Genomic DNA, 25,713 nt, shown 5'->3' on the forward strand with positions numbered 1-25,713 from the left:
CATTTCATTCATATGCTATGTCGTTCTTACAGACACGGCGTTTGCCAGAGGGCATAGGCACTTGTCCATCATTTCTTTCACTCTCTATTTCTCTGCTTCACTCGCCACCAATCTAGGGTCAGCATCAATCCTTCATGAAACGGAATGGAAGGCGTCCAATCCGTCGCCGCATGGATCTTATCAGCACATCCCACAAAGATAGGTACGTTGGATGTCCGCAGCTTGTTGGCATCCCTCTTGACTTCAAATGTGACCTTGGATTGCAAAATTAAATACGACAATATATCTTCGATCTTCCTAGAAACACCTGAGCATACATTATAAATACCAGTGGGTACTTCATGCTCAAGCAGCTGAATATAGGCATGAATGACATCGTCAATGAATAAAAAATCTCTCTGTACCGTTATATCGCCGACCTTAACAAAGGGAGCACATCGATTCTGCTCAATCGCGACAATTTGCGATATAAAATCACTTATAACAAAACCTGGCCTCTGTTCTGGACCAAAGTGATTAAATGGACGCACATGAACAAGCTCTAATTGATTTTTCTGAGCCATCTGCAATGCAAGTTGTCCTGCTGTAAGTTTGCTCACAGCGTATGGGTTTTGCGGCGAACAGGGTGAATCCTCCGTCAAAGGTACGCCCATTCGTGCACTGATTCCATATTCTTCGCTTGAACCGATCGACATGATTTTTGCTTGCTGCGCCGCATGACATACAGAATCGATCACATTCATCGTACCTATCACATTCGTCTGAACGGTGTGCACGGGATTGCTCCATGATGGCTCGACAAGTGTCTGTCCTGCTAGATGCACGATGCATGCAGGCTTAAACTGACGCAACACCTCGACCAGAGTGTCCGGCTCCAACACATTCATATAGCGGCAAATAACGGGTTCATCGAACGTAACCTCTGTTCGATGAACCCCCGCCAAAACCTCATGGTCGCGTTCTACTAGAGCCCTAACTAATCGCCTACCAACAAATCCGCTAGCTCCTGTTACAAGGATTCTCATAGCTGCGATTTGACCCGAGCAAGGTCTGCCTCCACCATCATCTCAATTAATTGCTGGAGACTTGTTTCTGCTTCCCAACCCAATTTTTCCTTCGCCTTCGCCGGATTGCCAAGCAGAAGATCAACTTCCGCTGGACGATACAATTTCGGATCAATAACGATATAATCTTCGTAGTTTAATCCTACTGCGTTAAATGCAATGCTGCACATATCCCGCACGGTTGTCGTCTGCCCGGTTGCAACAACATAATCATCAGCTTCAGATTGCTGCAGCATCTTCCACATGGCTTTCACATAATCCCCAGCGAACCCCCAATCGCGTTTCGAATCAATATTGCCAAGCCGAAGCTCCTTTTGCTGTCCAAGTTTAATTCGTGCCGCACCATCCGTTACTTTACGTGTTACAAATTCAATACCGCGAAGTGGTGACTCATGATTGAACAGAATACCGCTGCATGCAAAAATGTGAAAACTCTCACGGTAATTAACCGTAATCCAATGACCATATAACTTCGCGACACCGTAAGGACTGCGAGGATAAAACGGAGTTTGCTCGGATTGATGAGCCTCTTGGACTAAGCCGAACATTTCACTAGAGGAGGCTTGGTAAAATTTGATGGAAGGATCTGTTAATCGGATCGCCTCCAATAAATGAAGCGCTCCTAAAGCTGTCACTTGCGCCGTTGTAATCGGCTGTTCCCAAGACGTGCCGACAAAGCTTTGAGCCCCCAAATTATATACTTCACACGGTTTTACATACTGAACAGCTCGGATGAGCGAAGACGCATCGATTAAGTCTCCCTCGATCAATTCAATCTCCTTATGAATATTCAAGTACTCAAGCCGCCATAGCGTGTTCGTGCTTCTTCGCGCGATAAGACCGCAAACACGATAGCCTTGCTTAAGTAAAAACTGTGCTAAATATGCACCATCCTGCCCTGTAATCCCTGTAATAAGCGCTGTTTTCATCGTTCACCTCTCAACAACTATGAATTTCTTTTCGCAACCTAAAAAGGAAATTTCTACAGTAGATGCTGTAAACGATGATAAGGTTTGGGCAATAATTAAGATTACATGATTAATCCCCCCATAGTTAGGGCTCGTTCACTATTAAATCAAAAAAAGGGATTTCTCCCTTCTAGTTAGATACTATTCTTTCTCCAATACCATCCACAGGCATCGATTTGAATAAGGGGCTCCGTTATTTGATATCGATCTCTGAAATCACTCACAGCTGCTACACACATATGCAGGCAATAATCATCAATAATGATGAACCCGCCTGGAGATACTTTATGATACAAACTCGTTAAGCTATCCATTGTCGATTCATACAAATCTCCATCTAGCCGTAATACGGCCAGTTTGTCGATTGGAGCCGTAGGCAAAGTATCTTTGAACCACCCTTTTAAAAAACGCACTTGTTCATCCAGTAGATCATATTTTCGAAAATTCTCTTGTACTTGTTCAAGCGATATCTTCAAAAAATTGATTGTGCTTAGATCCATACCTTTATCTTGCGGATACTTCTCATCGTTGGGAGCGGGCAAACCTTCAAAAGAATCAGCAACCCATACCTGACGATCCGTAATTTCATGCGCCTTCAACAGACCTCGCATAAAAATGCAAGAACCGCCTCGCCACACACCGGTTTCAATGAAATCTCCCTCCACGCCGTCTCTCAAGACCGTTTCCACACACATTTGTAAGTTATCCATCCGTAGGCGACCGATCATACTATGACCGATTTGCGGCCAATCCAATCCTTGGAATCGCAGTTCTTGATTAGGCGTTATCTTTTGCACAATTTCCAAACCCTGTTGATGCACGGCTTCAATAATCGATTGAGGAATATCCCCATAAACAGGCAAATATTGTTCGTGTTCAAGCCAGATCTCGAATAGAATCGTTTTTTTGAGCAATTCTACGTAAAGTTCTTTTTGAGCGTTATTTATCATATTCACGCTACCCCTCGCTATAATGAATTCCTTCAAAGATGGTACTCCAAATCTCATCGCTTTTCTCATCCCATTGGTCAGGGGCCTGAATGGCGCAAACCTTCGCAAGCGGCCAATCGCACTCGATTAATGCAGCATGGGAAATTGGATTAACTAGAAGGACGCAAAAATCATGCTTAACGAACACTGACAGCACAGACTCCAATTCAACAGCCTCCTCACAAGTCCCTCCGAGACGAAAGAAGAATATCGATTTGTTTGTATTCATTTTTGCTAGAAACCGCTGTATGCGACGGTTCAGTGTATCCTTAAATTCCGGATACTTACGCAAGATGCCTTCCGGTTGCTCGGATACTAGAAAATCATGTGCAGACTCAATCCCGTATAACCGGTCTTGGACTAAATAGTTAAATCCGTTAAATAGCTCGCCTTGGATCGACATGTTCGGAAGCTCCATAAAATTCGAAAAGTGGTTACGAAGCAATGAGCTCACTCCTGACAACGAATGAGAGTACATCCAATCGATTACGCCCGAATAGGGCCTTAATTGATAACGCTCAAGTCTTTGGGCCGGATAACAGTTGTACCCTAGACTATATACTGCATCATACGTACGTTTAATCTCTGCCAGCTTCACCGCAACTCCACCTTTCGATTTTATCGATTAAAAGGCGTACCATAGGTTTCTTCCGCCATTTTGCCTCCCCACTTCATCTCATAATATCGCTCATACAACGGCCAAGTCGTATTCACAATAAATCCGAGATTCGAATCGGATTTCACGGTAGAACTAACGTGATGCATGACGGGAAGCCCTGTAAATATTTCCTCGTAACCAGCAAGTCGAAGTCTGCGATGATAATCGATATCGGCAAAATAGCTGCTAAACGTTGTATCCCAGGAACCAGCAGCTCTTACGGCTTCCATATTATAAGCAGCCAACGCATCAAAATTGGTCAGCGCAATCCCCCATCTACGCCCGCTTGCTTGCAAGCCATGAAGGATCTCCAAGAATCTCTCTGGCGTTCCAGCATTTGCTTCTGCGTCATTATGCATATATAGAACCGCGTCACAGCTCTGCTCGCTCGCCAATCGCTGGAAATAATTCATCGATTGCGTAAAGCTAAGAGGAACCGGAGGTTCATAAACAGACACTAGATTCGATACACTTGCTTGCCGCAGTTCCCGTTGAGAAGAATTATCAATGACTACGGTGTGATTCCAATATGGCTGAATACTGTGGATTGCTCGGCTAAGCAAATCCAGACGATTGACATACGGTATTCCAACGAGGTAACGCAACGCCCATGCTCCTTCCTTTAGACCATTTTCAACCGATGATTGATCTTCATCGCGGCTTCATCCCAACTCCATTTTCTTACGATATCTTTAGCAATCTCAACACTCCGTTGCCTTGCTTGTTCACGGTTTTCGTATACATGACGCATTAAATAAGCCATATGATCGAAATCCGGTTCTGCCCAGTTGAAATTCGTATAGTAAGGACATTTACTGATGGCAGGTACTAACGATTTGATTCGAATTGGATAACCGGTGTTGTCATTTAAGAATTCCTTCTGTGCGCTCCAGTCGGTGGCGATCACAGGTATTCCACATGCCATCGCCTCCAAGATCGGCATTCCCCAACCTTCCCCTCTCGTTGGCAGAACAAAACAATCAGCCGAACGGTAAAGGCTTCCTAGCATATAGGACGGTAATGTTTGATTGTGCAGAATAAGTATTTTAGAATCAATATCCTTAATGTTCAACTTACGGATTTCGGCGGCAACGTTAATGGCTGAATCTGTATTAATGATTTTGCATACGAGCAATACATCCTCATGCGCAAACTCCCGTACAAACGTCTGCAACAATTCAATCGGAGATTTGCGCTCACCCCATTCAAATATAGATAAAAATGTGAATTTATCCGAGAATCGGGATCCTCGAATCGTTGGATTAAAGTAGTTCGGATCAATTCCGAGTGGAATGACATGAATTGGCACACGAACGCCGCTATTTCGAAAGGTATCCACATTAAATTGCGAGGGTACCCAAACTTCGTTCATCATGTTGCATTGCTGCACCCACTCCTGAGGGATACCGTCTACTTCCAGCATCGTAAATCCAACTTTGTATGACCCGCTATTCTTGTAGAATACATCGCCTTGCCCATACACAACTTCCGTTGCGTTAGGATGGCGATTGCGCATACGGAACAGATTGATACGATAGTCATCGCTCATCTCGGGCTCATTCAATTCAAACGGCGTACCCGCCCCATATACATACCGGTAGTGCATTTTTACCTGCTGACGATCCAGCGCAATCATTAAATTGCGGGAAGAAACAGCATATCCGGTAGGCAAATTGGCGATGGAATGCCAATTTAATGGCTGGTGGTATTGTGCCTGCAATGGCTGCTCCCACTTTTGGCGGAATATACTACGGGAGCTCTCAAACAAATTTGAAAAATTGACTTTATTCACAGCCGTCGTCGTATTTTGCAAATGCGTTAACGTTACTCTCCCGTCATAGACCACCCGATATCCAGCACCTAATGCTTTTAAACAATAATCCGTATCTTCGAAATAGGCGAAATAATCCGTATCTAGACCACCGATAACATCGAACAGCTCCCTCTTAATGTAGACGCACGCGAACACAACACCCTGTACGTCACGGATCGAAGAATACTGATTGATATCGAATTCCTGTCCGCCAATTTGTTGTCCCCAATTGGTTTCGGGATAAATGTAAGTGCCTGCATGCTGCAATTCTCCATTCTGTCCACGCAATCTGCAGCCGACTATACCAATCAACGGATCTTCGAATGCCGTTTCTTGCAGCATTGCAATCCATTGATTCTGCCCGACCACAACGTCATTATTCAGCAGGATGACGTCGCTATTCGGATCGCAATATGCAAGGGCACTGTTATTTCCCCTTGTGAATCCAATATTTGATCCGTTAGCCACCGTCTTTACCCAAGGCAGAGTACTTAAATATTCAACCGTTCCATCCGTGCTGCCGTTGTCGAATACGATGACTTCAATCTGGTCTTGTTCCATGGTGTCTTGCAGCGATTCAAGGCATTCCTTCGTAATTTCCAGGCCATTCCAAGTCAGGATAACGATCGATACTTTCTTGCGAAGATGCTTCTTCGCCCATATATGATGTTGATGAGGTGCATCGCTCAGCCTTATGCTGAAATGCCCATAGGTCACTGATGCATTCTCATCCCAGTCAGGTTCGGATGAAGCAAGAATCAACTGACACTCATTAGATAACAAAATGCCTATAAGAAGAGTTATCCGAGATCTCCCTTTACGAAGCAAATATACATGGTGGTTCAAACCCGCTTCATCGGCTTCGCGGCATAATAATTCACTATAGAGTTCCTTGACAAAAGAACAATCATCGAGCGTAAGCAGAAATCGAATTTGATTTGCTATGACTGGATGGTTCACATATATGGGGGTCGCAGTCAGTTGCTTGTAATATTGCCCGGCTTCCTCGCTCCGCAAAAAAGCAGAAACCAGCGAAACCCTCGAAAATCCTGATAGAAGTACATCCATATAGTGACGAATTCCCTCACCTTCCGGCTCACGACCAAGCAAGTTTCTATAAAGTTCCGTGATAAATGCTTGATTCTCCATACGGAAGATTTGGTGCAATTTTTGGATTATTTTCAGAATAACCCCTCCATCCCTACAGGTCATATAAAGCATTTAAATACAATATATTAACAGGCATACTGTTTTGATTGAGCGTTTGACCTTCATTTGATATATTCGTGGTCTGCATTCTGGAAATCTATTCAGAGCATGAAATAGGTCAACAATCCCACACATCCTTTATGGATATGAATACTCTATTTAACAAAGTAATGCTCTTACAAAACGATTTAAGAAAGCCTTCAGCTCGAAGCTTATGAATGGAGGAAAACGATGATTTATTTTTGGAATGAAATCATATGCCCGATTCTTAGAATCACTAGACCGAATACGATCGTGGAGATTGGCTCAGCTCAGGGGTTTAATACGACGAATCTACTCTTATATGGTCAATCGGCAGGTAGTAAGTTAATTGCGATCGATCCTTATCCACTTTTTGACGTTGAGCAGATGAAGCAGGTATGGGGAAGCCAATTCGAAATGATACAAGATTACAGTCTTCAAGCCTTGCCTAAACTCGGCGCATACGATGCCATACTCATTGACGGAGATCATAATTGGTATACGGTATATCATGAACTTAAGGAGATTGAAAAAGCAGAGAACTTTCCTATTATATTTCTCCACGATACGGAATGGCCTTATGGAAGAAGAGACATGTATTATTTCCCTGATTCGATTCCTGAGTCATACCTCAAACCGAATGCGGCAAAGGGGATCATGCCGGGAATAAGCGAACTTGTCGATGGAGGACATAATGCAACGGTAAATAATGCTCTTTACGAATATGGCGACAAGAACGGGGTATTAACCGCAATAGAAGATTTCCTCTCGGAAACTAGACTGAATTTACGTTTTCATCGCGTGCATTCGCAACACGGTCTTGGCATCATCGTTCCAAGCGGTTCCTCTATTCACACCTACTATAATCAAATGATTGAGGAAATTATTAGACAATCCAATCTATAGAAAACAATCCGCAGACATGGAAGCATCTGCGGATTGTTTTCTATACCTCGAATCTTCACCTGAAACTATGTTATGACTTCATGGAAATGGCCCCGTGTATATCGGCATAATGAAATGAATCGTCGACAACGACGTAAGATTTATGCCCCCACTTTTCACGGAATATAGATTGGTTGGATTGATATAATGCCGCATCAGATGTACCCTTTTGTTGCAACCAAGTTGCATAGTCTGCTTTAGATGACGTTTGGGTGCCTACATGCTGATGATAAATCCCAATCGTAATCACTTTATACCCTCGATAAATAGCCTCCAGACACACATCCATATCATAGTAGTGATGATAAGAGTATTCTTGCGCGATCCCCCCCATTTCAAGAATGAGTTCTCTGCGGATTATTAAACACATCCCATCCAGCACAACGGACGGCACATAATCTTCTTCCATACGTGTCCCATGGATTTCTGCATCCAGTAAATTGCTAGTAAATGAAGTTCGGACGCCGCTACAGTGGACGGAATGTCCCCCACCAAACCCTGCGACGCCTATATTTTCTATTTCATTTAGCACGCGAAGAATTCGTAGGTTGAATTGCGATTCCATCAAAAAAATATCATTGTGCATATACATAATGTAAGGGGTATTCAATACATACCACGCCTGATTCATCGCCGGAATTACACCGAGGTTATGATCATTGCGAATGTAGTAATCGCTTAGCGATTGCAGCTCCCGTTGATGAATCAAGTCGGAACCGTTATCGATAATAAGGATCGGGATATGTTGACTCGCTAAGGCTCGAATACGCGAGACGCATTCTCTAGTGGATTCCATTTGATTCATAACACTAATGACTATAGTAAAGAGCGATGAATTCATCCTACCTTCGCCTCCATTCCACCTCTATAAAACTGTATATGCATGAATTAATTAAACGCGTATACATGTGTCATCTCCAATGAACCAAAATTATGAAACGGAATAATATAAATGGATCTAAACAAAATCTCTTTTCTAGCATCATCATTTGTTTCGATTTGGTAACCTGGATGGATTAGAATCTAAAAAATGTAAAGGGGAATTTGTCATGACAAATACCATTGATGAGTTTCATAAGGAGTATTATTATAGCCTGGCCTGGGGACAGACCTATTGGCTCGGTCAACCAGTCCTTAAATGCCCCTTAGATTTGTTCATATATCAGGAAATACTATATGAAATACAACCGGACATTATATTAGAATGCGGTACAAACCAAGGGGGGAGTGCATTATATTTGGCTTCCATCTGCGATTTGATGAATAAAGGTAAGATCATTACGATCGACATTATGAAATACGAACAAACTCCGGACCATCCTAGAATTACCTACTTTATAGGCAACACCGCTTCAGAAGATATGTTAAACCAGGTGAAGGAACTAATATCTCCTACTGATGTCGTACTCGTTATTCTAGATTCTGATCATAGCAAACAACATGTATTGAATGAAATGAACCTGTACCATCCTCTCGTTTCAATAGGCAGTTATTTGATCGTTGAAGATACAAATATAAACGGCCACCCCGTTCTACCTGACTTTGGTCCAGGTCCTATGGAAGCCGTTCAAGACTTTTTACTACAGAGCGAGGACTTTATTATTGATTCCAGCAGACAGAAACATCTTTTAACAATGCATCCTAATGGTTATTTAAAGAAAATAAAATAATCGACACCATTGTAAAGAAACAGTATGATATCAGCCAGATGTTAAGCACCCCACCGCTGTACGAGATTCATAAGCTGAGGATAGTTCAGCGGAACCGGGGTACAGTCCTGATTAATAGATGAGTATCCATAAATAAGATATTAGATCAACGTGCCGTGTCCTTTTATCCTATCGTTACATATGTAAATAACATCAAGTTTAATTATAGAAAGCATTTCCGACAGCAGGGAGTATGTCAGGTGGAAAATGAACTGTTCATTAATAATATTGGGACCATGTTTGAACCTACGGGGTATGCCAAGGCAAACAGGCAAATCATATCAGAATGGATCCAGCACAGCGTTCGGGTTCGTTATACGCCAATACATCATGAAGTTGTTAGAGTTCCCCTTGACAGTCATCTGGAATCGACACTGAACTCGCTTGCGCATACCCCACTTCCCGAACGTCATCTTACGTTCTTCCATTATCCTGCAGCATATTTTACGCGAAGAGATCATTCGTATTGCATCGGCATGACCATGTATGAATGCAGCCGGATCCCCTTCACTTGGACCAGAAGATGCAATTTGATGGATGAACTTTGGGTCCCTTCCGAATTTAACCGTGTAACCTTTATCAAGAGTGGGGTACTACCGTACAAAATTCGAGTCATGCCATACGGTGTGGATACGTCCATGTTCGCCCCCGGCAAAGCCCCCTTATCGATACCAAGGCAGCGTAGTTATACTTTCCTAAGCGTCTGTTCTTTTGATGAACGCAAAGGAATTGATACGCTTGTCTCCGCGTTTCTAGAGGAATTCACAGCTTCCGAAGACATCTGCCTTGTCATCAAAACACGCGCATCAACGGAAGACGAAATCGCGAGACAACAGGCTTATATTGATCAAATTGCGTTAAGTAGCGGAAATAAAGATACGACATCCGTAATACTGGTTTCCTCCATCCAAAGCTGGACAGAAGAAGAGCTCGCAGCACTCTACAATAACGCTAGCTGTTATGTCCTTCCAACACGCGGAGAAGGTTGGAATCTAACCGTTATGGAAGCCATGGCGACGGGACTTCCAGTCATTACGACGAATTGGTCCGCCCATCTTGATTTCCTCAATGATACGAACGGTTACATGATTTCCGTTCAGGGATTCGTTCCTTCGAATCCGAGTAATCCTCGCTTGATGTGGGCTGTTCCAAGCAAAAATCATCTTAAGCAGTTGATGCGATATGTCTACACCCATCCAAGCGAAGCAGCGATGAAGGCACACGTCGGAAGACAGACCGTTACGGAGCGGTATTCATGGCAACGCAGCGCCGCGAACATGCTTCATCGATTGCGTGAAATTTCAAGGTAACCCATGAAGGAGTTCTGAAAATGATCAGTGTCATTATTCCAACCGTCAATCAAATTGACTTAGTGAAACAATGTTATCAAAGTTTCATACAGACTGTATCGGAAATTCCTTATGAAATAATCGTTGTAGATGACGGGAGTCCAAGGCACATTCAGCAGGCTTTAATAGAATGGGCTAATAACGTATCGATCAAGTGTATTCTTAAACCGTCTAATAGCGGATTTAGTGCTGCGGTTAATGCCGGGATCCGAGAAGCACAGGGGCAGTACGTGCTTCTCGTAAATAATGATATCGTATTTCATGAACCAGGCTGGCTCGGCCATATGATCCAGACGATCCAATTGACGCCGCAGATCGGGATCGTAGGTGCCAGACTGCTCTATTCGAATCATACGATACAGCATGGCGGCGTCTACCCTACGACGAGGGGGAATTTCGATCATCGTTACCGTTTCCTTCCGAGCAATCATCCTCCTGCACTCGCCGTTGAAGATGTGAATGCCGTCACGGGAGCGCTTATGCTGATCCGTAAGGAATTGATTCAGAACATCGGCATGTTGTCCGAAGAATATTACATTGCCTATGAAGACATTGATTTGTGTTACCGTGCGAAGCAGTACGGCTGGAGAGTCATGTACTGCGGTACTGCCAGTGCCGTACACTTGGAAGGTCAGACGCGAGGCACGACATCCGCCAATAAAAATCCATACTGGCGAAGAAAGGAAATGGAGTCGAAAAGAACGTTCTGGTCTAAATGGATGGGGGTTCGATTCTAAACGATGAGTAAACTTGACATTGTCTACGTGCTAGAACTAGTCGGTCTTGCAGGCGGCATTAAAAATGTCCTCGAGCAAGCAAACCGTCTGCATGATGCCGGCATGAAAGTTCATGTGTTTGCGCTTGACGAGCATCCGAACTGGTTTCCGTTGAAATTCCCAGTTCGAAGTTTCCCGAATTACCCTTCGATGCTGAAGGAATTAAAGCAGATGAATGCGATTAAAATCGCTACCTGGTGGAATACCCTCCCCGTTGTCTGGCATAGTTGCGATCCGAACCATGGCGGCATCGGTGTCCCTTTCTATCTCGTGCAAGATATCGAAGAAAGCTATTATCCCCTATCACCGGAAATGCAGGCTAAAGTGAGACATACCTATCAACTGCCAGTGAATATATTGACGATTGCGGACTGGACGACAAACCAGCTTTTGGAACGGTTCCAAAAACAAGCGACCAACATTTCCATTGCCGTAGATCAAGATATTTATAAACCGAATCGGACCCACGATTATGATCCGTTTCGCGTATTAGCCTGCAGCCGTAAAAGTCAGCATCTAAAAGGATTCCATATAACAGTCCAAGCGATGAAAATCGTAAGGCGACATGTTCAGCAAGCATCCATGGTGACATTTGGCCCTGAGAGGCCTCGCCTATCCGGAATACCTGCGCTGCATTTCTCGCGCCCAGATGACCCTGGCGTTGCATACCTCTATGCCAATTGTGGCGTATTCGTTCAGACTTCTATGCATGAAGGATTCGGGCTTCCGATTCTGGAAGCGATGGCTTGCGGCGCGCCGGTCGTGACCACCAAGGCGGAAGGCAATGAGGAATTCTGCCAAGATGGGTGGAATTGCGTACTGGTTGAAAAAGGCGATATCGAAGGCGTGGCACGAGGCATCATCCGAGTACTAACTGACCGGGCATTTGCCGAGCATATCGCGAAGAACGGACGGGAAACGGCCCAGACTTACAACTGGACCGAGGTTATGCATCGATTGCAGCATACACTTTGCCAATTTGGCGCCTAACTTCGATATGGATATGTTCGAAAACTCGCTCCACGCTAGACTAGCGGACGGCGAGTTTTTTGCGTTGTTCCTTCTAATTCTCCTATCCGGCAAATACACTCTGAGGAAGGGAGGGATACACCTTGACGCAAATCATTTGGGTTGGGAATGTATTTGATTTTACCGGATATGCCAAGGCATCAAGGCAATATGTGTTGTCACTGCATGCCATGGGAGTCGATGTGAAAGTCGATGCGTTTGATCCCCAACTCCCAGCGGTTGATCTACCTCACAACCAGCAGGCTGTGCTTCAGCACTTGATCGCAAAACGGAAATCCCCGGGTCGCAAAGTATACATCTATCACCAAATCCCCGAAATATGGCGCCGAAAACTCCATCCGTCCGTTGGGTTTACATATTGGGAAACTTCGAAAATTTCGGCAGGGTGGGTGCAACAAGCAAACCGTATGAATTCGGTCTTTTTGCCCAGCCGTCATAATATTGAAGCATTTCGTTCATCCGGCGTCCGGGTCCCGCTACACTATGTTCGCCCATGCTTATTCAAGCCGGAATCCGATGATCATCCGGAGCAAGTCCCGAACTATCTGAAGCATCTCCCTCCGTTTCGCTTTCTGTCTGTGTTCTCATGGATTGAACGCAAGGGCTTCGACCTTCTTCTTCAAGCGTTCTGGGAGACATTTTCTGCTCATGATCACGTAGCACTTGTCATCAAGACCGTAGGTTCGCCCAATATACTTCAAGAAATTGAAAAAATAAAACAAAACCTGCGAATCATCGAACCACAGGCCCCCGTCTATGTCGACTTGGACATTCGCAGCGAGGCGGAGATGGAAGCTTTATATGCGAACTGTCATGCCTTTGTGCTGCCGAGCCGTGGAGAAGGCGCTGGTTATCCAATGTTGGAGGCGGCTATGCGAGGATTGCCGGTGATTGCAACCGGATGGGGTGGACAAACGGATTTCCTTCATGCAGATAACAGCTATCCGATTCCATACCAACTCATTCCCGTCAAACCTCAAGCTTATTATGACGGGTATCAGAGTGATCAGCTCTGGGCAGAAGCCTCCGTCTCCGACTTAAAGGAACTCATGCGTTATGTCTATGAACATTACTCAGCCGCCAAAGCCAAAGGTTTAGCAGCTGAGCAGTACATTCGTCAGCATTTTACGCCAGAACAGGCTGCACAGGATATCGTATCCGCTCTTCAGACCTTGTAGTTCTCCCCCTTCTGGCTAGTGAATAAGATGATAGTGAGCAGATTTGAGCGCGCCTTGATTGGAGGAATACACATGAAAATCCACCATATCGCAGCGAATCGTTATCATTTGTCTGTTATCAAACCTACAGAACGTGGCTTTATCATTGCTCCTCAGGAACATTGCTTGCTTGAGCATCCGCACGAGCTGTTTCTGGAAGGGCATTCAGATAAGCTCGGCATTTGCCAAGATGAGCAACAGTTTATTCACATGGTCTATATCAATCACTTCAATGAGTTGATTTACGCGGTTCTGCATCCGCACCAATATACGCTTCAATTGCGCTCGATTGAACGGAATACAGATGACGTCACCGATATTAAATTAGGGTACCGCTCGAATCGGCTGCATTTGTATCTCATTTACCGTAATCGAATCGAACATCGTCAGCTCTCAGGAATCCACTGGTCTGAACCAACCCTATTGATCGAATCGGACGCTATTGAACAGGTGCAATTTCAAATGAACAGTAAAACCACAACGCTGGGATACACCCTCCGTCATCAGAACAGCAGACAGTTTTGTCTGCTGCAATACGACCACGGCAAGGAGGAATGGATAGATCCGAAGGTGATCTTCGAAGCGAACGACAATTGCAGCCTGTTCCCGCTCCTGGCAACAGGTTCCGATGCAACATTGCATGTCGTGCTGCTGCAATTCTACCTCGGACAGCTGCATCTCACTTATCACCAGCTTGATCATTCACAGCGCATGCTTGCAAGCAGCGAAAGTGCTGTCATTATCCCGTATTTAAAGGTCGAAGATGCAACGTTCTCCATGGAAGGACAGCAAATTCGATGCATATGGTTATCCGATCATCTCTTGTATCAGCTTCATTATCATCGATCCACAAGCTCTTGGGGGCCCTTAAGAGCGATAAATGCAGAATCCCAAGTACAATGGATTGCCGTCACGGAGAATCTATCATTCGGCACGATAACCCCTTATTGGTTCGCAGACAGCCGCAGTCTTCATGGCTTAAATGAACGAACGGGATACGGTATCGATCAATATAAGTCTGATCGCGATTTCCGCCAGTCTCTGCTGTTTACAGAGCGCTCAATGTCATCTGCTGTGTCCATGATCAAGCAGAAAGAAGAGCTTCTATCCGAACAACAGCAACTTGAACAATCGATAAAAAAATGGAAGGAACATATATCAGCCCTTAAGGCTCGTCTATTGATCCTTAACGAAGAGTTAACCATTCGTAAAGAGGCCATTCATCACTCATCCATTGCGGATCAAAACGCACTCGTCCTTGCGTCGAACAACGCCATTTCACCGACGGTACTAGCAAGTAATGCAATCTTGACAGAGCCGCAATCGAATGTGATACCCCTTGATTATCGTGATGACGCAAGAAAGAAGAGCGTGAAGGATAAAGTCGTTCATTTCTTATTTAAAATAACCCGGAATTAATGAAAGGAAATCTACGATGAATGGAAATAACAAAATTGCAGGCGTTGAATCGTACTTTCAACATTTCACCGATTTTGATTTCGAATTGCGGCGCATTTCCGTTTATGCCAACTTACTTTTTCGAAATGTAGGCAGCGAAACGCTTGAAAATCCGGAAATCATGATTCAAATCTCCCCGGAAAATACGGGAAAACTCAGCGGAAAAGTAATATCCCCGAGTTTAACTCAGGTATTCGGGGTGTACACGAAGACAAAGAACGGCGCACAGCGGGGCTGGTCTTTTGTTCGAGAAGACTGGTTCTCCCATGGCAAAAAGACCGGTGAATATCGAATTCGATCGATCGAACCCATTCAGCTTACAGCAGGTTCTTCTTACGAGCTGAGAGAGCTTCAGATTGACTTTGAATTCCCTAAGCTTGCCGGAACCATCCAAATTGATGCCTACATCCTCTCCGGTGAAGATATGCATAGTGTGTTGAATCCGATATGTATCCATCTCTACGGCACCCCGCAACAATGATCAAAAACCGCAGACCGAACTCGGCTGCGGTTTTTCGTTGCTCCTTAAGTCAATCTTCAGATTGGCCTAGGACGGATCGAAGCACAGTCCCCTCCGGCGACGATAACATCTCCTTGGAAGTTCGTTGGCGCAATTTGAAATCCTTCAAACTCTGTAAACGGGCGATTAAAGACGAGTGTGAGAATGAAGAGATTTTCTGGAAAGGTATTTGGGATGCAGCTTGTGAATCCGAAGAAACTTTTAATATCAATGTCTAGCGAATTGGTAGGGACGCCTAATACAACGGTTTTCGCATTCGTATTTGTCTGCAATTTGATTTTGGTAATCAAGGGCGGAACACCTGGAAAATTTCCTGTTGTAAACATGTGCAAATCGCATATCGGCTGATCGGTTTCATTCCGAAATACAAATTGATAGGACGTTTTGCCCGGAACTAGACCGTTGAAAGAACCGAATATTTTATTTCCATCGAAAAATATCGGCATTGCAATCACCCCCTTTGTTTTTTCTACTCTATGAATATGTGACTTTGGAATTGGTAGCTTGTGCATCTATCTTACAAGGTAAAAATATACGATTGGATTAAGTAGATTAACTATACGCTTGTTAAAGTGCTTGAATATATTAATATCGTACGGGGATAAGAAGTATAGACACTAGATTGTAAATCACATAAGGAGATGATTATGCATGCCAAGTATTTCTGTTTCACCTCTTCAACGTATTGTAAGCTCCACTGGTAATGTCGTAACAGGCGCGAACAGAGCAGCAGCCGTTACCTCTTTGTTATCCGGAGGCGCTGCAAATGCGGTAAACGTCGGGAATGCCCCGCTTATCTGGCCGCAAATCAGTAAATTTGATAATGACAACAACACGGCATTTAACTCTCAACCAAATCCTCAATTTTTATGGACACAGCCCGTCCCTCTTCCTGGCGAAACGAAAGGTTTTGCTGCGAGATCGTCTAACATTCCATTAGCCGCGGGTGTATTCGGCGAGTTCGTCATCGCGATGGCTGTGTTTGCCGATAACGCAGTGACTGCACGTATTCAGGCCGTTAACCAAGCCGGAGTTGTTATTCTACCTGTTCCAGTTACAGGGTTGGATGTTGATTTGAACGCTGGGTCCTTAAATCCGAACTCCGGCATCTTCCCAGATAACCATTTCCCTTATAACTGGCAGAACGTCCGGTTCTATACGATCCCTGTAAGCTTCGGATTGCTTAGCGGAGCTCTCAACCTTAGCTTCGTCTTCTCGTTCGAAGTCGCCAACTATGTCAACAACGGAGCAACGAACACAGCTGGCCTCGCTTTCGTAGCGGATATCTATCAATCCGTCCTCACGCTACCTTAATCCCTTTTCGTTCATTATTATTGAAGATTCGCCTTCTTATCCCCTTACTATTGTTCATCCAGTAAGCATGCCAAAACAGCGGTTTTTGGGCCCTGACCTTCGGTTCAGAGCTTGAATACCGCTATGTTGGCAGCAGAATAATTCGCTCGGGATATGCTTTTCCTCCTGTAATCGTATAACTGCGTATACGTGGATGATTCCCGACAAGCGATACGATAATAGAGGAGATCGGATATACCATATGTTCAATATCAAACGGCGAAGGATAGGGAAGTCCCGTAGGATGCGAGTGAAACATCGCGTAGCACTCCTCACCGAATGCTTCAATGCAGGTGAACGCTTCATCAAGCTCACCCGGGTTCATCGTAAATGAAAGGGGGCTATGATCATCATTCCGAATGGGCCAATATCGCCTGACCACCTGATCTGAACCGGACAGGAATCCGCATGCCTCGATCGGTTGTTGCGAGATGCAGTAATGAGCCATTTGTCGGTATACATCCGCGGTCATGACTAAACCGACCATATCCGAACCAGCTCCTGTCATTTTTGTCGATTAATCGTTAATATGTTAATGGACTTTGGTTCATTTTGTTGATTCTGCGGCTGATTCGCCTGCGCCAATCGATTCATTTGCCCCATGAATGAATTTGTCGTCATTCCGCTCTCTGGTTTCTTTTCTGTTTCTCTTCTCACCATTTGGGATTGCATCCAAGAAAAAGTGGAGTGGTTTAAGTTCGGAGAAGTTATGGGTTCGTGTTCTTCGGATTGCTCGTTCAGGTTCAGGGGGTGTTCTGCGGTTTCTTCCTCCTGTAACTTATGTTGTACTTCCTCCTGCCGTTCTTCTTGGTGGAAGGCCACTTGCTCGACTAAGCTTTGATCCATCTTTTTTGGTTGTTCTTCTGGCTGAACTTCCTCTTTTTGCACCAGCACTTGTTCTTGTACTTCATCGATTTGTTTCTCTTGTACCTCCGAGACTTGAATAATCTCTTCGCTTGCTGTAGTCATAATTTGCTCCGGTTCTAACGGCACCGGCACCTTCTGGAAGTACAGGAAATATTGGATGACATCGATCAGAAAGGATTGTTGATAAAATGCAGTAAGCGTTCGTGTGATACAGAAAGTAAAATCTTCAATCTGACGCTCGCTCATTTTAGCAAAATCATTGTAAACCAATTGAACGGTTGGCATTGACGGCTCGGATCCGGCTAACGGGATCAAGCTGTTCATCGAGTTCTTCCACTCAAAGGATGCGCCATTTACCTGTAAATCTGTCATTTTGGCAATGTTTTGATTCAGAAGTAAGGCGAGTTGTTTGCTGGATTTCTTTTTATTCAGCGAATAATTGACGTTCATACCGGTTGCGGACTGTCTGTTACTTAAGACGGATAACCATAGACTTGGTTTGGATTGATCCCACAATTTCTGCTGCCGTCTTTTCTCTTCTCCATCCGCTATGACTCGAACATCAAATCCTAGCTGCGTAAGACTTGCACTGACTTTCTCAGTCAAGGATTGAGGGATGAACCCGTTGTCAATTTCCCAATAGATCCGGTTGCCTTGCACTGGACTAACAATGTACAGCCTTTGATGATCATGATCGACATGAAATTGCATGGCATACCGGGTCAATACATCATAGACATCTCTGAGCAATGAGTCGGATACATGACCAAGCGAAACGGAATTGATTCGAATCTCCATACCTTTCACCTCCGCCCATAGGCATTTATGTACTATCTTATGAAGCGTAGGGAAAAAGGTTCTTCCGCTTTCATTTCGTTCACAGCCTTAAGCTGTTCAAGTACATTCTTTTCCTCTTCCTTCAATTGATCAACTTCTCTCATGAGATGTCTGACCTGATCTTCCATTGCTTCATTAAGAAGAGCGATTTCGCTCGCTTCCTGCCTCAACTGACTTGTATGTTGCAGGTAGTCACGATAGAGATATTCCATCTGCAATTTGATCCAGTGCAATCGTTCCAACATGGATCCCGAGAATCCCAGTCCGACGAGGGGGTTAAACAGGTCGATAAATTCAAGGGACCGAAAAAAAGGCATATGAAAGCCAAGCAACTTCTCCGGTGATACAACACAAGTCTGTTTCCTAATGGATTGAACCATTCGCAAGGAAGATTGCTTACCAAAATGAATATGACCGCTGGCAGACCATGTCCGCCCCTGGTTTAAGGAATACACGTATTCAATTTGTCCATCGCCGTCCCAGAACATGACGAGGATTAAGTCATTCGCAAATAAGAAATGCGGTATGGCCGCATCTTGATCCCTGTTGATTAATAGCGGCATCGAGGAACGCGCTTCACGGTCCGCATTCACATAATAATAAGCAGCTGTTCCCCCACTTAGGATCGTCCATACATAGTGAGGCATGCCGAGACTGTCCACATCCAGCCCCAAATGCCAGCGTTGGTTCTTCTGCTTCAATGCAAATAAGCGGCGTTCGATTCGAACATCCTGCTCTACATCATATTCCAAGCAAGACAGAACGCATTCATCTAAGGGGTTGAGGTAGCGAAATAAACCATGCAACTTGCCCTGATTCGATATCGTGAACACCGCATCATCCAACCGAACCGAGGTACCTTCATCTCCAAATAAAGGAATACACTTCTCGCTCCATAATCCAGCTTCCAAAGACTTCAAGATAAGCTTTGTTACTTCAAGTTCCGTGACAATACAACATACATAAAGAATCGATTTATAAAAGAACAAATAGGGAAAACGTGCTTCCGTACTCGCTACGATTCGCTGCTCCTGCTGATCTTGGCTATTCTCTACAGCTTTGATGTAATACATCCCGCTGGCGGTATCAGCCATGATATGAAGAATACCGTCGTTCTGGAGCATGCTGAAGGATGTAATCGGGGCGTTCGCCTTGATACGTCCATAAGCAGGAAACCCGTCCAGACGGTATTTTGAATACGCCATGGACCCGTCTTTATTCAGACCATACCACTGAATATCCGCTGGATTACGAATGACGACTTGCTGTTCCACACGCATCCCCCCTGAACAAAATAAATCAAACTTACCCGTCACCTTTTTACCACGATACCCATAGACTGTAATTGAGTTTAACAACTACAAAGGAGGCTCGAAATATAAATGGAACGTAAATTAGTTCAAGGGCAAAATACACCTCCAGAATATTTACCATTACCTACTCTGGAGTGTATACAAGTTCCAAAGATATTCGACTGGATTGTCAAAGTGGTCCAAATCGTTGACGAATCAATCATTGACCCAGTTGCATGCTTACCGTTGCCTTCGTCGTTTTCCGTTGAAGTCGAGTTGGTTAGTGTTGCAGCAGTAGAGAAACCTGGTTCCGTGAGAGAAAATGTATCCGTAGTAATTGGTGGGACTACAGTAACATTGCAACGGGTGGTTATTAGAAAAACAGGAACCTATCGCGTTACGATCATTGATAACACCACAGGTTTGCCTCACTGCTCTTACACGAAGAGTTTTGTCCGATTTGAAAAAGTACTGTTATGCGCGCCTCCAGGAACAGACGTTGAAGTGACTGTCATCTTATCCGGAACGACAATCGATGTTCTAGATGTTGTAGACGATACCTCTGTGAACGTCGATATCAACATCTGCCAAAGCATTCAAGTCACAGCGATTGTCAAATTGATGGTCGAAGCGGAATTGTGTCAACCACGTACGGATATTCCGATTCCGGAAAATCCATGTACGGTTACATTCCCGAATCAATGTCCTACGATCTTTCCTGGTCCCCCATACCCATTCCCGCTCACTTAACAGAAAACCTGCTGTCGTTGGGGTGGTACCACACCATCCCTTTTTTTTTACAAATTTGCGTTACAGCGACAGCATACAGGAGAGAACTATGAAAATTTACTATATTGTTTCAGGATATCGCAGGCCCATCGATATGCTTGATAATGCGCTCATGAAGGCCCTGATCAGCAGATATCCCGAGACCCGATTTTTTCTATTGAACCGATCTCCGATTCAACATTTATTGCCGGAAATCGAGCAATATGCGCCTGATCTGGTGTTGACCCTTTGCGGTCCGAAGTCACATTTACCAGTCGATATCGTTCGCCGCATTCGTAATATGGGCATCGAGACAGCCGTCTGGTTCACCGATGACCCCTATGCCATCGACAATGCCTTCGAAGTTGCGGCAGCCTATGATGTTGTGTTTACGATTGATTCCGGCTGCATTCCTTTCTATGAACGCATTGGTTGCAACCGCGTATTTCACTTGCCGCTTGGAACCGATCCAGATATATTCCGTCCTTTCACAACGCACCCTACTTATCATAGCGATGTGTGCTTTGTCGGGACCGGATATCAGAACCGAATCACTTTCATGGAGGAAATGCTAGGGTATTTAGACCGTGAACTGAAGGTTCAAGTCGTCGGCCATTTTTGGGATACGCTCAAACTTTCCGATGGTTGTATACCGAACATTCGCAAAAAATGGGTCAACACCCCGGAAACCGTTCGATACTATAACGGAGCCAAAGTGGTACTTAATATTCACCGAAGCCACGATGATGCCTTTCTGGATAAGAATAAAACGGGAGTACCTGGCTACTCCATTAACAATCGGACATTCGATATCGCAGCCTGCAATGCCTATCAACTCATTGACTATCGGCCTGATCTAGAACAATGTTATAAGATTGGCGAGGAAATTACCTGTTTCTCATCACCGAAAGAATGTGCCGAGCAAATTCATGCCTTGGTTAACGAAGACGGCGCGAGAACATTAATAGCCAAAAAGGCTTACGACCGAACGTTGGAGAGCCATACCTTCGCCAATCGCCTTGAGACGATGCTGGGAATCTTAAATTTAACCCCGAACAAATGATTCTAGAATCCCCGCTGCTCCAGCAATCGCTAAGATGAGAATAACGGGAAATGCGATAGACGGAATCAGTAAATAAGCGAGTGTTATTGCGACCGATGACCATACGCCCACACACCAATAACAGGTAAGCAAATCCCGCATGAATGCGTGGAAACGCCCGCCCTTCTCCTCAATCGTCGCGACGACAAATCCTGATGCGTCTTGTTCAAATTTTTCTTCCAGAAATGGACGACGAATGAAAGATGTAATTTGATCAAATACAATTAAACGAGTTAATCGATAACTCGCCAGAATAAGCAGGATAAACGTTATCCAAGGTATTTGCCACAAGTTGCAAGTTCCCCCTTTACTTCTCTCGTAACGATATTACTTCATCATATGACACGGTAAGCTACACAAGAACCGGTCAGAATTTGGAGATATCCTTATATAAAGGAGCCCGCCTCATGTCAGGATTAATCATGCTACAAACCGAGGAACAACTTAAAGATTGGTTGCAAAAATCATTCGAAACCCCGGTATTCCTATATAAGCACAGTACGAACTGTGGTCCAAGCCGCAATGCGCATGTCGCCCTACATCGGTTTATGGATCACTTTCCAAATCAATCTTCTAAGTTTCTATTCGCTGTCGTAAGGGTTATCGAGGAACAGCACATTTCGAAGCAAGTTACACAATTGCTTGGGATTCCACATCAATCGCCTCAAGTGCTGTTGATTCATGACAATAAAGTCTTGTGGCATGCTTCGCATCAAAGGATTCACACGAACAGCCTGGTCGCTGCTGCAGATCAATTTTTCCCTAACTAATTAAACAACAAGCTTATGATGTTCATCGAATAAAGGATGGACATTTTTGTGCTAAATGAATGAGAAGCTCTTTAATTTTAGATTTGTCCATTAAATTCTGGGACGAGCTGAAGCTGCTGAATTCTACAAGCAGCTTCAATTCTTCAAACGCGGTTGTCAAATGCACTGCGGGTTCGTACAAATTCCGGGTTGTCCCATGCATTTGTGCAAAGAACCCCGGTATAACAGGCGTATACCGGGGTTGATCGATACCACATTAGGTGTTAAATATCGTCGATAGCATACTATCAAGCCGTTTGGCGTAGGTATGCTCACGTGAGGAACGTTCGAGCGCACGCAAGGCAATCTCTCTTCGTTCTTTCTCATGCGTGAGGTAGAAATCGACCTTATCCCTCAGTTCCTGCGGTGAGGAATACGTCTCGATCTCTACGCCTGGCGTAAAGAACCGGGCGAGATCATCCCGCACATCGGTTAATTGCAGCGTTCCAGATGCCGCAATTTCGAAGGTGCGAATGTTCGGGGAAATGGCTGTTAGTCGGGTTGCATTGCTGTTGACACTATCATCATCATACGCACGATGCATATTAATGACGATCTTCGAGCCGCTGTAGGCATCTGAGGTTTCTTGCGGTCCCATCCATTTATCCAGCTCGATTTTGTGTTGAATCGCTTGATATTCACGAAGGCGATCCCACCAGATCCCGGATATGATTATATTTTTGTCATGTAGGTAACCTGTTAGTTGATCGAAATATGCAACACGGTTCCAATAGCCTGAGCCAATAAAGCTAATATCGCGGCGTACACCTGACACATGCGTGAGCGGCCGATATTGTTCAGGATGGAAGCCAAAAGGTAAATAATGGACTCGGCTGCAGCCTTTGGATTGATAATGCGCGACGCAATTCAGCTCCAACGTGAATACATCATCATAGTGAGGTACGATCGTAGATGTGATGTCGGTGTAGTATGGATCATCCGTGAGCCAGATTGCAGTACGGACGCCTAAGGCGCGAACGGCTTGAATTTGTTCAACAGGAACCACCATCCCATCAAGAACGAGTACGAGGTCGGGATGCAGTTCCGCTACTTGCGCAGAAATAGGCTGTCTTGGATCGGTCGGCGTAACACGGGCTACCATGCTCTGCAGCGTTGTAATGATCGCTTCATCCAGCGGAGAATAAGGGAATCCTTTGCCTGAGGAGACATACAGCACATGAAGCGGACGAAATACGGGCTGCTCCTGAGGACGATTCACAATCACATTTGCTCTGCCGCGCAAGTAGCCTTCATCAAAGCCCTTCTCATATCCATGCTCTCTCCCTTGTCTTCTCATTTCTTCAATCGCATGGGTATTCTTGATCACTCTGATCACAGGAGATACGGCCAGCTTACTTCTGATCTTCGATCTAACCTTCGATCTAACCTTCGATTTATAATTAGATATCACTCGAGCCACCAGCTTCGATTTCACTCTGGGCTTCGGACTCAACCTATAGTTATTACTCGTACTCGGACTTGAGATCGTGCGTGCTGAAAAGCGGTTCATGAGGCTATTTGGTACAACGACACCAGTCTTAAAACGAAATGTCATGACGCCACTCCTTCACAAAAATTCAATTTTCGTATATCGGTGATTTGCAATGTAGCCCATCCTGCGATTTCGTAGGTTCGCAGGTTGGTCGATGTGCCGACAATTTTTCTTTTGTTCTTGTTATCGCTCCTAGCATCGGACTGGCGATGCAAATTAAGAACAATCCGAGCACTATTGTAATAATTGGCCGTCTCTTCAATCGGGATCCAACCACCAATGAACTTATCGCGAAGCAATTCATAGCTCCTCAATCGATCCCAGTGACCACCGGCAATTAACGTGCGCTTGGTCGCGAAGGGTCACTGAAATCCCCATATCGATCGCATCAAACCCTTGAGGTACATATCACACTCATTTTTCAAGTTAAATGATGATCACTCGGGAGTCTCTTGATAATGTTTTCACTGTGTCCTAGCCGATAGCCATGTGAATAACCCAACGCATATTGATCATCCCGTCCGCTGCTCGAAAGACCATGATTCTTTGTTTCCACAGCATTCATCCTGTCTATAGCTGGATTAATAGGTCTGTATACTATATATGCACCGTAGTTATTTGCATCATGGACGTTAATCCAGATGAGGGAAAATTGGCGAATGACCAGTTGTTGAAAGGGGGCTGTAGGGCGGCTCCGGGAGCTTTCGGGGTTTTATTGCGGTTTTTAAAACACCACCGTCTATTCCCCTTTCTAAGAGAAATGCACGGTGGTGTTTTAATTCAGCAAATGATATTCTAATTTTTTCATTTTTGGTTGTGAAATCTGGTGGAATTTTCCTCTATTAGTGAAGGATGATTGATACCACGTTTATACAGAGTAGAGATGACTCTTTATAAACATACATCTCTATCACTTGTTTTATTTTAATAAAATTATTACGGATATGGAAATTAACACGGATAAAATTATATAGTAAGTTTTAATACTTTTAATATTATTTGCCCAACATCCTATAGAGAATACAATAGCAGTTCCAGCAAAAAATGCATAGAACGGGATCATAATCGTTGTTTTAAAAAAGCTACTCGCATACATCATAAAACCCATCAAGAAAAAAGCAATAAACGTAGGAATAATACCAACAATAATAAAAATTAGAGTTCGAAGCCAGAAATAGGAACGGTTAAAGTGTAAGAGAAGATAATGAATAAATAAATATAAAGGAATGACGATAAATAAGAACGAAGCTGCTGTCAAATAAATAAGATTTTCCGCATATTCAAAGCTCTGGCCATAGATAAAATCAAGTAGAAGCTGCATTCCCATATAGGAAAAAACTCCAGTAAAATAACTTGCAATCGACACTGTTATAAAATATAGAAATTGTTTCATAAACGTTTCCCTCCTTATTTAGACAACTAAACCACCGATCGGGTAGTAATCCGAAGAAAAACAATGAAACATGAA

Annotated in this window: 27 protein-coding genes; 12 read left to right on the forward strand and 15 right to left on the reverse strand. The window is 44.3% G+C overall.

Annotation, left to right across the window (positions count from 1 at the left end):
* Positions 1-77: 77 nt before the first annotated feature.
* From AC3WU2_RS10855 to AC3WU2_RS10880, 6 genes are all read right to left on the reverse strand, one after another.
* Positions 78-1,025, reverse strand: a complete 948-nt coding sequence (locus tag AC3WU2_RS10855) for an NAD-dependent epimerase/dehydratase family protein (protein ID WP_492453940.1) — start codon at positions 1,023-1,025, stop codon at positions 78-80.
* Positions 1,022-1,993 (reverse strand): GDP-mannose 4,6-dehydratase, encoded by a 972-nt coding sequence (gmd, locus tag AC3WU2_RS10860; protein WP_492453942.1) that lies wholly within the window; start codon positions 1,991-1,993, stop codon positions 1,022-1,024. Before gmd ends, AC3WU2_RS10855 begins: the two co-directional genes overlap by 4 nt.
* 173 nt (positions 1,994-2,166) lie before the next feature.
* The gene (locus tag AC3WU2_RS10865) at positions 2,167-2,982 is read right to left on the reverse strand and encodes a TylF/MycF family methyltransferase (RefSeq protein WP_492453944.1); all 816 of its coding nucleotides are present in this window, start codon (positions 2,980-2,982) and stop codon (positions 2,167-2,169) included.
* A gap of 7 nt (positions 2,983-2,989) precedes the next feature.
* On the reverse strand, positions 2,990-3,619 hold the full coding sequence (locus tag AC3WU2_RS10870; RefSeq protein WP_492453946.1) for a DUF1796 family putative cysteine peptidase: 630 nt from the start codon (positions 3,617-3,619) through the stop codon (positions 2,990-2,992).
* A 20-nt stretch (positions 3,620-3,639) separates the two neighbouring features.
* Entirely contained in the window at positions 3,640-4,284 is a 645-nt protein-coding gene (locus AC3WU2_RS10875; protein ID WP_492453948.1) for a glycosyltransferase family 2 protein, read from the reverse strand.
* Between the two features lie 17 nt (positions 4,285-4,301).
* Positions 4,302-6,713, reverse strand: a complete 2,412-nt coding sequence (locus tag AC3WU2_RS10880) for a DUF4214 domain-containing protein (RefSeq protein ID WP_492453950.1) — start codon at positions 6,711-6,713, stop codon at positions 4,302-4,304.
* Positions 6,714-6,932: 219 nt separating this feature from the next.
* Between AC3WU2_RS10880 and AC3WU2_RS10885 the strand changes: the two genes are divergently transcribed.
* Complete coding sequence (locus AC3WU2_RS10885; protein WP_492453952.1) at positions 6,933-7,628, forward strand: class I SAM-dependent methyltransferase; 696 nt, start codon at positions 6,933-6,935, stop codon at positions 7,626-7,628.
* 70 nt (positions 7,629-7,698) lie between these two features.
* Here AC3WU2_RS10885 and AC3WU2_RS10890 read toward each other — a convergent pair whose 3' ends face one another.
* Positions 7,699-8,508, reverse strand: a complete 810-nt coding sequence (locus AC3WU2_RS10890) for a glycosyltransferase family 2 protein (RefSeq protein WP_492453954.1) — start codon at positions 8,506-8,508, stop codon at positions 7,699-7,701.
* Positions 8,509-8,716: 208 nt separating this feature from the next.
* Between AC3WU2_RS10890 and AC3WU2_RS10895 the strand changes: the two genes are divergently transcribed.
* The 7 genes from AC3WU2_RS10895 to AC3WU2_RS10925 all read left to right on the forward strand — a co-directional run bounded on the left by AC3WU2_RS10895 (position 8,717) and on the right by AC3WU2_RS10925 (position 15,686).
* Positions 8,717-9,337: a CmcI family methyltransferase gene (locus AC3WU2_RS10895; RefSeq protein WP_492453956.1), complete on the forward strand. Its 621-nt coding sequence runs from the start codon at positions 8,717-8,719 to the stop codon at positions 9,335-9,337.
* 239 nt (positions 9,338-9,576) lie between these two features.
* A complete protein-coding gene (locus AC3WU2_RS10900) occupies positions 9,577-10,686 on the forward strand; it encodes a glycosyltransferase family 4 protein (RefSeq protein ID WP_492453958.1) in 1,110 nt (369 codons plus the stop codon).
* A gap of 20 nt (positions 10,687-10,706) precedes the next feature.
* Positions 10,707-11,462, forward strand: coding sequence for a glycosyltransferase family 2 protein (locus AC3WU2_RS10905; RefSeq protein ID WP_492453960.1), 756 nt, complete (start codon positions 10,707-10,709; stop codon positions 11,460-11,462).
* Between the two features lie 3 nt (positions 11,463-11,465).
* Positions 11,466-12,491, forward strand: coding sequence for a glycosyltransferase family 4 protein (locus AC3WU2_RS10910; protein WP_492453962.1), 1,026 nt, complete (start codon positions 11,466-11,468; stop codon positions 12,489-12,491).
* A gap of 122 nt (positions 12,492-12,613) precedes the next feature.
* Complete coding sequence (locus AC3WU2_RS10915; RefSeq protein ID WP_492453964.1) at positions 12,614-13,708, forward strand: glycosyltransferase family 4 protein; 1,095 nt, start codon at positions 12,614-12,616, stop codon at positions 13,706-13,708.
* Between the two features lie 72 nt (positions 13,709-13,780).
* Entirely contained in the window at positions 13,781-15,166 is a 1,386-nt protein-coding gene (locus AC3WU2_RS10920; protein ID WP_492453966.1) for a hypothetical protein, read from the forward strand.
* Positions 15,167-15,182: 16 nt separating this feature from the next.
* Positions 15,183-15,686, forward strand: coding sequence for a D-Tyr-tRNAtyr deacylase (locus AC3WU2_RS10925; RefSeq protein ID WP_492453968.1), 504 nt, complete (start codon positions 15,183-15,185; stop codon positions 15,684-15,686).
* A 56-nt stretch (positions 15,687-15,742) separates the two neighbouring features.
* On the opposite strand, the gene AC3WU2_RS10930 is transcribed toward AC3WU2_RS10925, so the two are convergent.
* The gene (locus AC3WU2_RS10930) at positions 15,743-16,171 is read right to left on the reverse strand and encodes a hypothetical protein (protein WP_492453970.1); all 429 of its coding nucleotides are present in this window, start codon (positions 16,169-16,171) and stop codon (positions 15,743-15,745) included.
* Between the two features lie 205 nt (positions 16,172-16,376).
* Here AC3WU2_RS10930 and AC3WU2_RS10935 point away from each other — a divergent pair, with 205 nt between their 5' ends.
* Positions 16,377-17,039: a hypothetical protein gene (locus AC3WU2_RS10935; protein WP_492453972.1), complete on the forward strand. Its 663-nt coding sequence runs from the start codon at positions 16,377-16,379 to the stop codon at positions 17,037-17,039.
* Between the two features lie 121 nt (positions 17,040-17,160).
* Here AC3WU2_RS10935 and AC3WU2_RS10940 read toward each other — a convergent pair whose 3' ends face one another.
* The 3 genes from AC3WU2_RS10940 to AC3WU2_RS10950 are packed head-to-tail and all read right to left on the reverse strand — an operon-like array spanning position 17,161 to position 20,056.
* Positions 17,161-17,565, reverse strand: a complete 405-nt coding sequence (locus tag AC3WU2_RS10940; RefSeq protein ID WP_492453974.1) for a M67 family metallopeptidase — start codon at positions 17,563-17,565, stop codon at positions 17,161-17,163.
* Between the two features lie 17 nt (positions 17,566-17,582).
* The gene (locus tag AC3WU2_RS10945) at positions 17,583-18,743 is read right to left on the reverse strand and encodes a hypothetical protein (RefSeq protein WP_492453976.1); all 1,161 of its coding nucleotides are present in this window, start codon (positions 18,741-18,743) and stop codon (positions 17,583-17,585) included.
* Between the two features lie 32 nt (positions 18,744-18,775).
* Entirely contained in the window at positions 18,776-20,056 is a 1,281-nt protein-coding gene (locus AC3WU2_RS10950; RefSeq protein ID WP_492453978.1) for a hypothetical protein, read from the reverse strand.
* Between the two features lie 108 nt (positions 20,057-20,164).
* On the opposite strand from AC3WU2_RS10950, the gene AC3WU2_RS10955 reads away from it, so the two are divergent.
* Positions 20,165-20,824 (forward strand): BMQ_0737 family morphogenetic spore coat protein, encoded by a 660-nt coding sequence (locus tag AC3WU2_RS10955; protein WP_492453980.1) that lies wholly within the window; start codon positions 20,165-20,167, stop codon positions 20,822-20,824.
* Between the two features lie 88 nt (positions 20,825-20,912).
* Entirely contained in the window at positions 20,913-21,905 is a 993-nt protein-coding gene (locus AC3WU2_RS10960; RefSeq protein WP_492453982.1) for a CgeB family protein, read from the forward strand.
* Here the strand turns inward: AC3WU2_RS10960 and AC3WU2_RS10965 are convergent.
* A complete protein-coding gene (locus tag AC3WU2_RS10965; protein WP_314591461.1) occupies positions 21,888-22,235 on the reverse strand; it encodes a DUF1360 domain-containing protein in 348 nt (115 codons plus the stop codon). The genes AC3WU2_RS10960 and AC3WU2_RS10965 overlap by 18 nt on opposite strands.
* A gap of 116 nt (positions 22,236-22,351) precedes the next feature.
* Between AC3WU2_RS10965 and ytxJ the strand changes: the two genes are divergently transcribed.
* Positions 22,352-22,714, forward strand: coding sequence for a bacillithiol system redox-active protein YtxJ (gene ytxJ / locus AC3WU2_RS10970; protein ID WP_492453985.1), 363 nt, complete (start codon positions 22,352-22,354; stop codon positions 22,712-22,714).
* Between the two features lie 256 nt (positions 22,715-22,970).
* Here ytxJ and AC3WU2_RS10975 read toward each other — a convergent pair whose 3' ends face one another.
* The 3 genes from AC3WU2_RS10975 to AC3WU2_RS10985 form a co-directional block, all read right to left on the reverse strand.
* On the reverse strand, positions 22,971-24,308 hold the full coding sequence (locus tag AC3WU2_RS10975; protein WP_492453987.1) for a CgeB family protein: 1,338 nt from the start codon (positions 24,306-24,308) through the stop codon (positions 22,971-22,973).
* On the reverse strand, positions 24,305-24,583 hold the full coding sequence (locus AC3WU2_RS10980) for a glycosyltransferase family protein (protein WP_492454050.1): 279 nt from the start codon (positions 24,581-24,583) through the stop codon (positions 24,305-24,307). Before AC3WU2_RS10980 ends, AC3WU2_RS10975 begins: the two co-directional genes overlap by 4 nt.
* Before the next feature lie 581 nt (positions 24,584-25,164).
* A complete protein-coding gene (locus tag AC3WU2_RS10985; protein WP_492453989.1) occupies positions 25,165-25,638 on the reverse strand; it encodes a hypothetical protein in 474 nt (157 codons plus the stop codon).
* Positions 25,639-25,713 lie beyond the last annotated feature (75 nt).

This window comes from Paenibacillus sp. EB106-05-06-XG162, from assembly GCF_058791655.1.

What these genes read in the sequence shown, in the direction of transcription:
- AC3WU2_RS10960 (WP_492453982.1), top strand. Translation starts at nt 20,913, where the DNA reads ATGAAAATTTACTATATTGTTTCAGGATATCGCAGGCCCATCGATATG.
- AC3WU2_RS10895 (WP_492453956.1), top strand. Translation starts at nt 8,717, where the DNA reads ATGACAAATACCATTGATGAGTTTCATAAGGAGTATTATTATAGCCTG.
- AC3WU2_RS10955 (WP_492453980.1), top strand. Translation starts at nt 20,165, where the DNA reads ATGGAACGTAAATTAGTTCAAGGGCAAAATACACCTCCAGAATATTTA.
- AC3WU2_RS10925 (WP_492453968.1), top strand. Translation starts at nt 15,183, where the DNA reads ATGAATGGAAATAACAAAATTGCAGGCGTTGAATCGTACTTTCAACAT.
- AC3WU2_RS10890 (WP_492453954.1), bottom strand. Translation starts at nt 8,508, where the DNA reads ATGAATTCATCGCTCTTTACTATAGTCATTAGTGTTATGAATCAAATG.
- AC3WU2_RS10920 (WP_492453966.1), top strand. Translation starts at nt 13,781, where the DNA reads ATGAAAATCCACCATATCGCAGCGAATCGTTATCATTTGTCTGTTATC.
- AC3WU2_RS10935 (WP_492453972.1), top strand. Translation starts at nt 16,377, where the DNA reads ATGCCAAGTATTTCTGTTTCACCTCTTCAACGTATTGTAAGCTCCACT.
- AC3WU2_RS10910 (WP_492453962.1), top strand. Translation starts at nt 11,466, where the DNA reads ATGAGTAAACTTGACATTGTCTACGTGCTAGAACTAGTCGGTCTTGCA.
- AC3WU2_RS10865 (WP_492453944.1), bottom strand. Translation starts at nt 2,982, where the DNA reads ATGATAAATAACGCTCAAAAAGAACTTTACGTAGAATTGCTCAAAAAA.
- AC3WU2_RS10945 (WP_492453976.1), bottom strand. Translation starts at nt 18,743, where the DNA reads ATGGAGATTCGAATCAATTCCGTTTCGCTTGGTCATGTATCCGACTCA.
- AC3WU2_RS10940 (WP_492453974.1), bottom strand. Translation starts at nt 17,565, where the DNA reads ATGGTCGGTTTAGTCATGACCGCGGATGTATACCGACAAATGGCTCAT.
- AC3WU2_RS10985 (WP_492453989.1), bottom strand. Translation starts at nt 25,638, where the DNA reads ATGAAACAATTTCTATATTTTATAACAGTGTCGATTGCAAGTTATTTT.
- AC3WU2_RS10975 (WP_492453987.1), bottom strand. Translation starts at nt 24,308, where the DNA reads ATGACATTTCGTTTTAAGACTGGTGTCGTTGTACCAAATAGCCTCATG.
- AC3WU2_RS10905 (WP_492453960.1), top strand. Translation starts at nt 10,707, where the DNA reads ATGATCAGTGTCATTATTCCAACCGTCAATCAAATTGACTTAGTGAAA.
- AC3WU2_RS10880 (WP_492453950.1), bottom strand. Translation starts at nt 6,713, where the DNA reads ATGCTTTATATGACCTGTAGGGATGGAGGGGTTATTCTGAAAATAATC.
- ytxJ (WP_492453985.1), top strand. Translation starts at nt 22,352, where the DNA reads ATGTCAGGATTAATCATGCTACAAACCGAGGAACAACTTAAAGATTGG.
- AC3WU2_RS10885 (WP_492453952.1), top strand. Translation starts at nt 6,933, where the DNA reads ATGATTTATTTTTGGAATGAAATCATATGCCCGATTCTTAGAATCACT.
- AC3WU2_RS10930 (WP_492453970.1), bottom strand. Translation starts at nt 16,171, where the DNA reads ATGCCGATATTTTTCGATGGAAATAAAATATTCGGTTCTTTCAACGGT.
- gmd (WP_492453942.1), bottom strand. Translation starts at nt 1,993, where the DNA reads ATGAAAACAGCGCTTATTACAGGGATTACAGGGCAGGATGGTGCATAT.
- AC3WU2_RS10855 (WP_492453940.1), bottom strand. Translation starts at nt 1,025, where the DNA reads ATGAGAATCCTTGTAACAGGAGCTAGCGGATTTGTTGGTAGGCGATTA.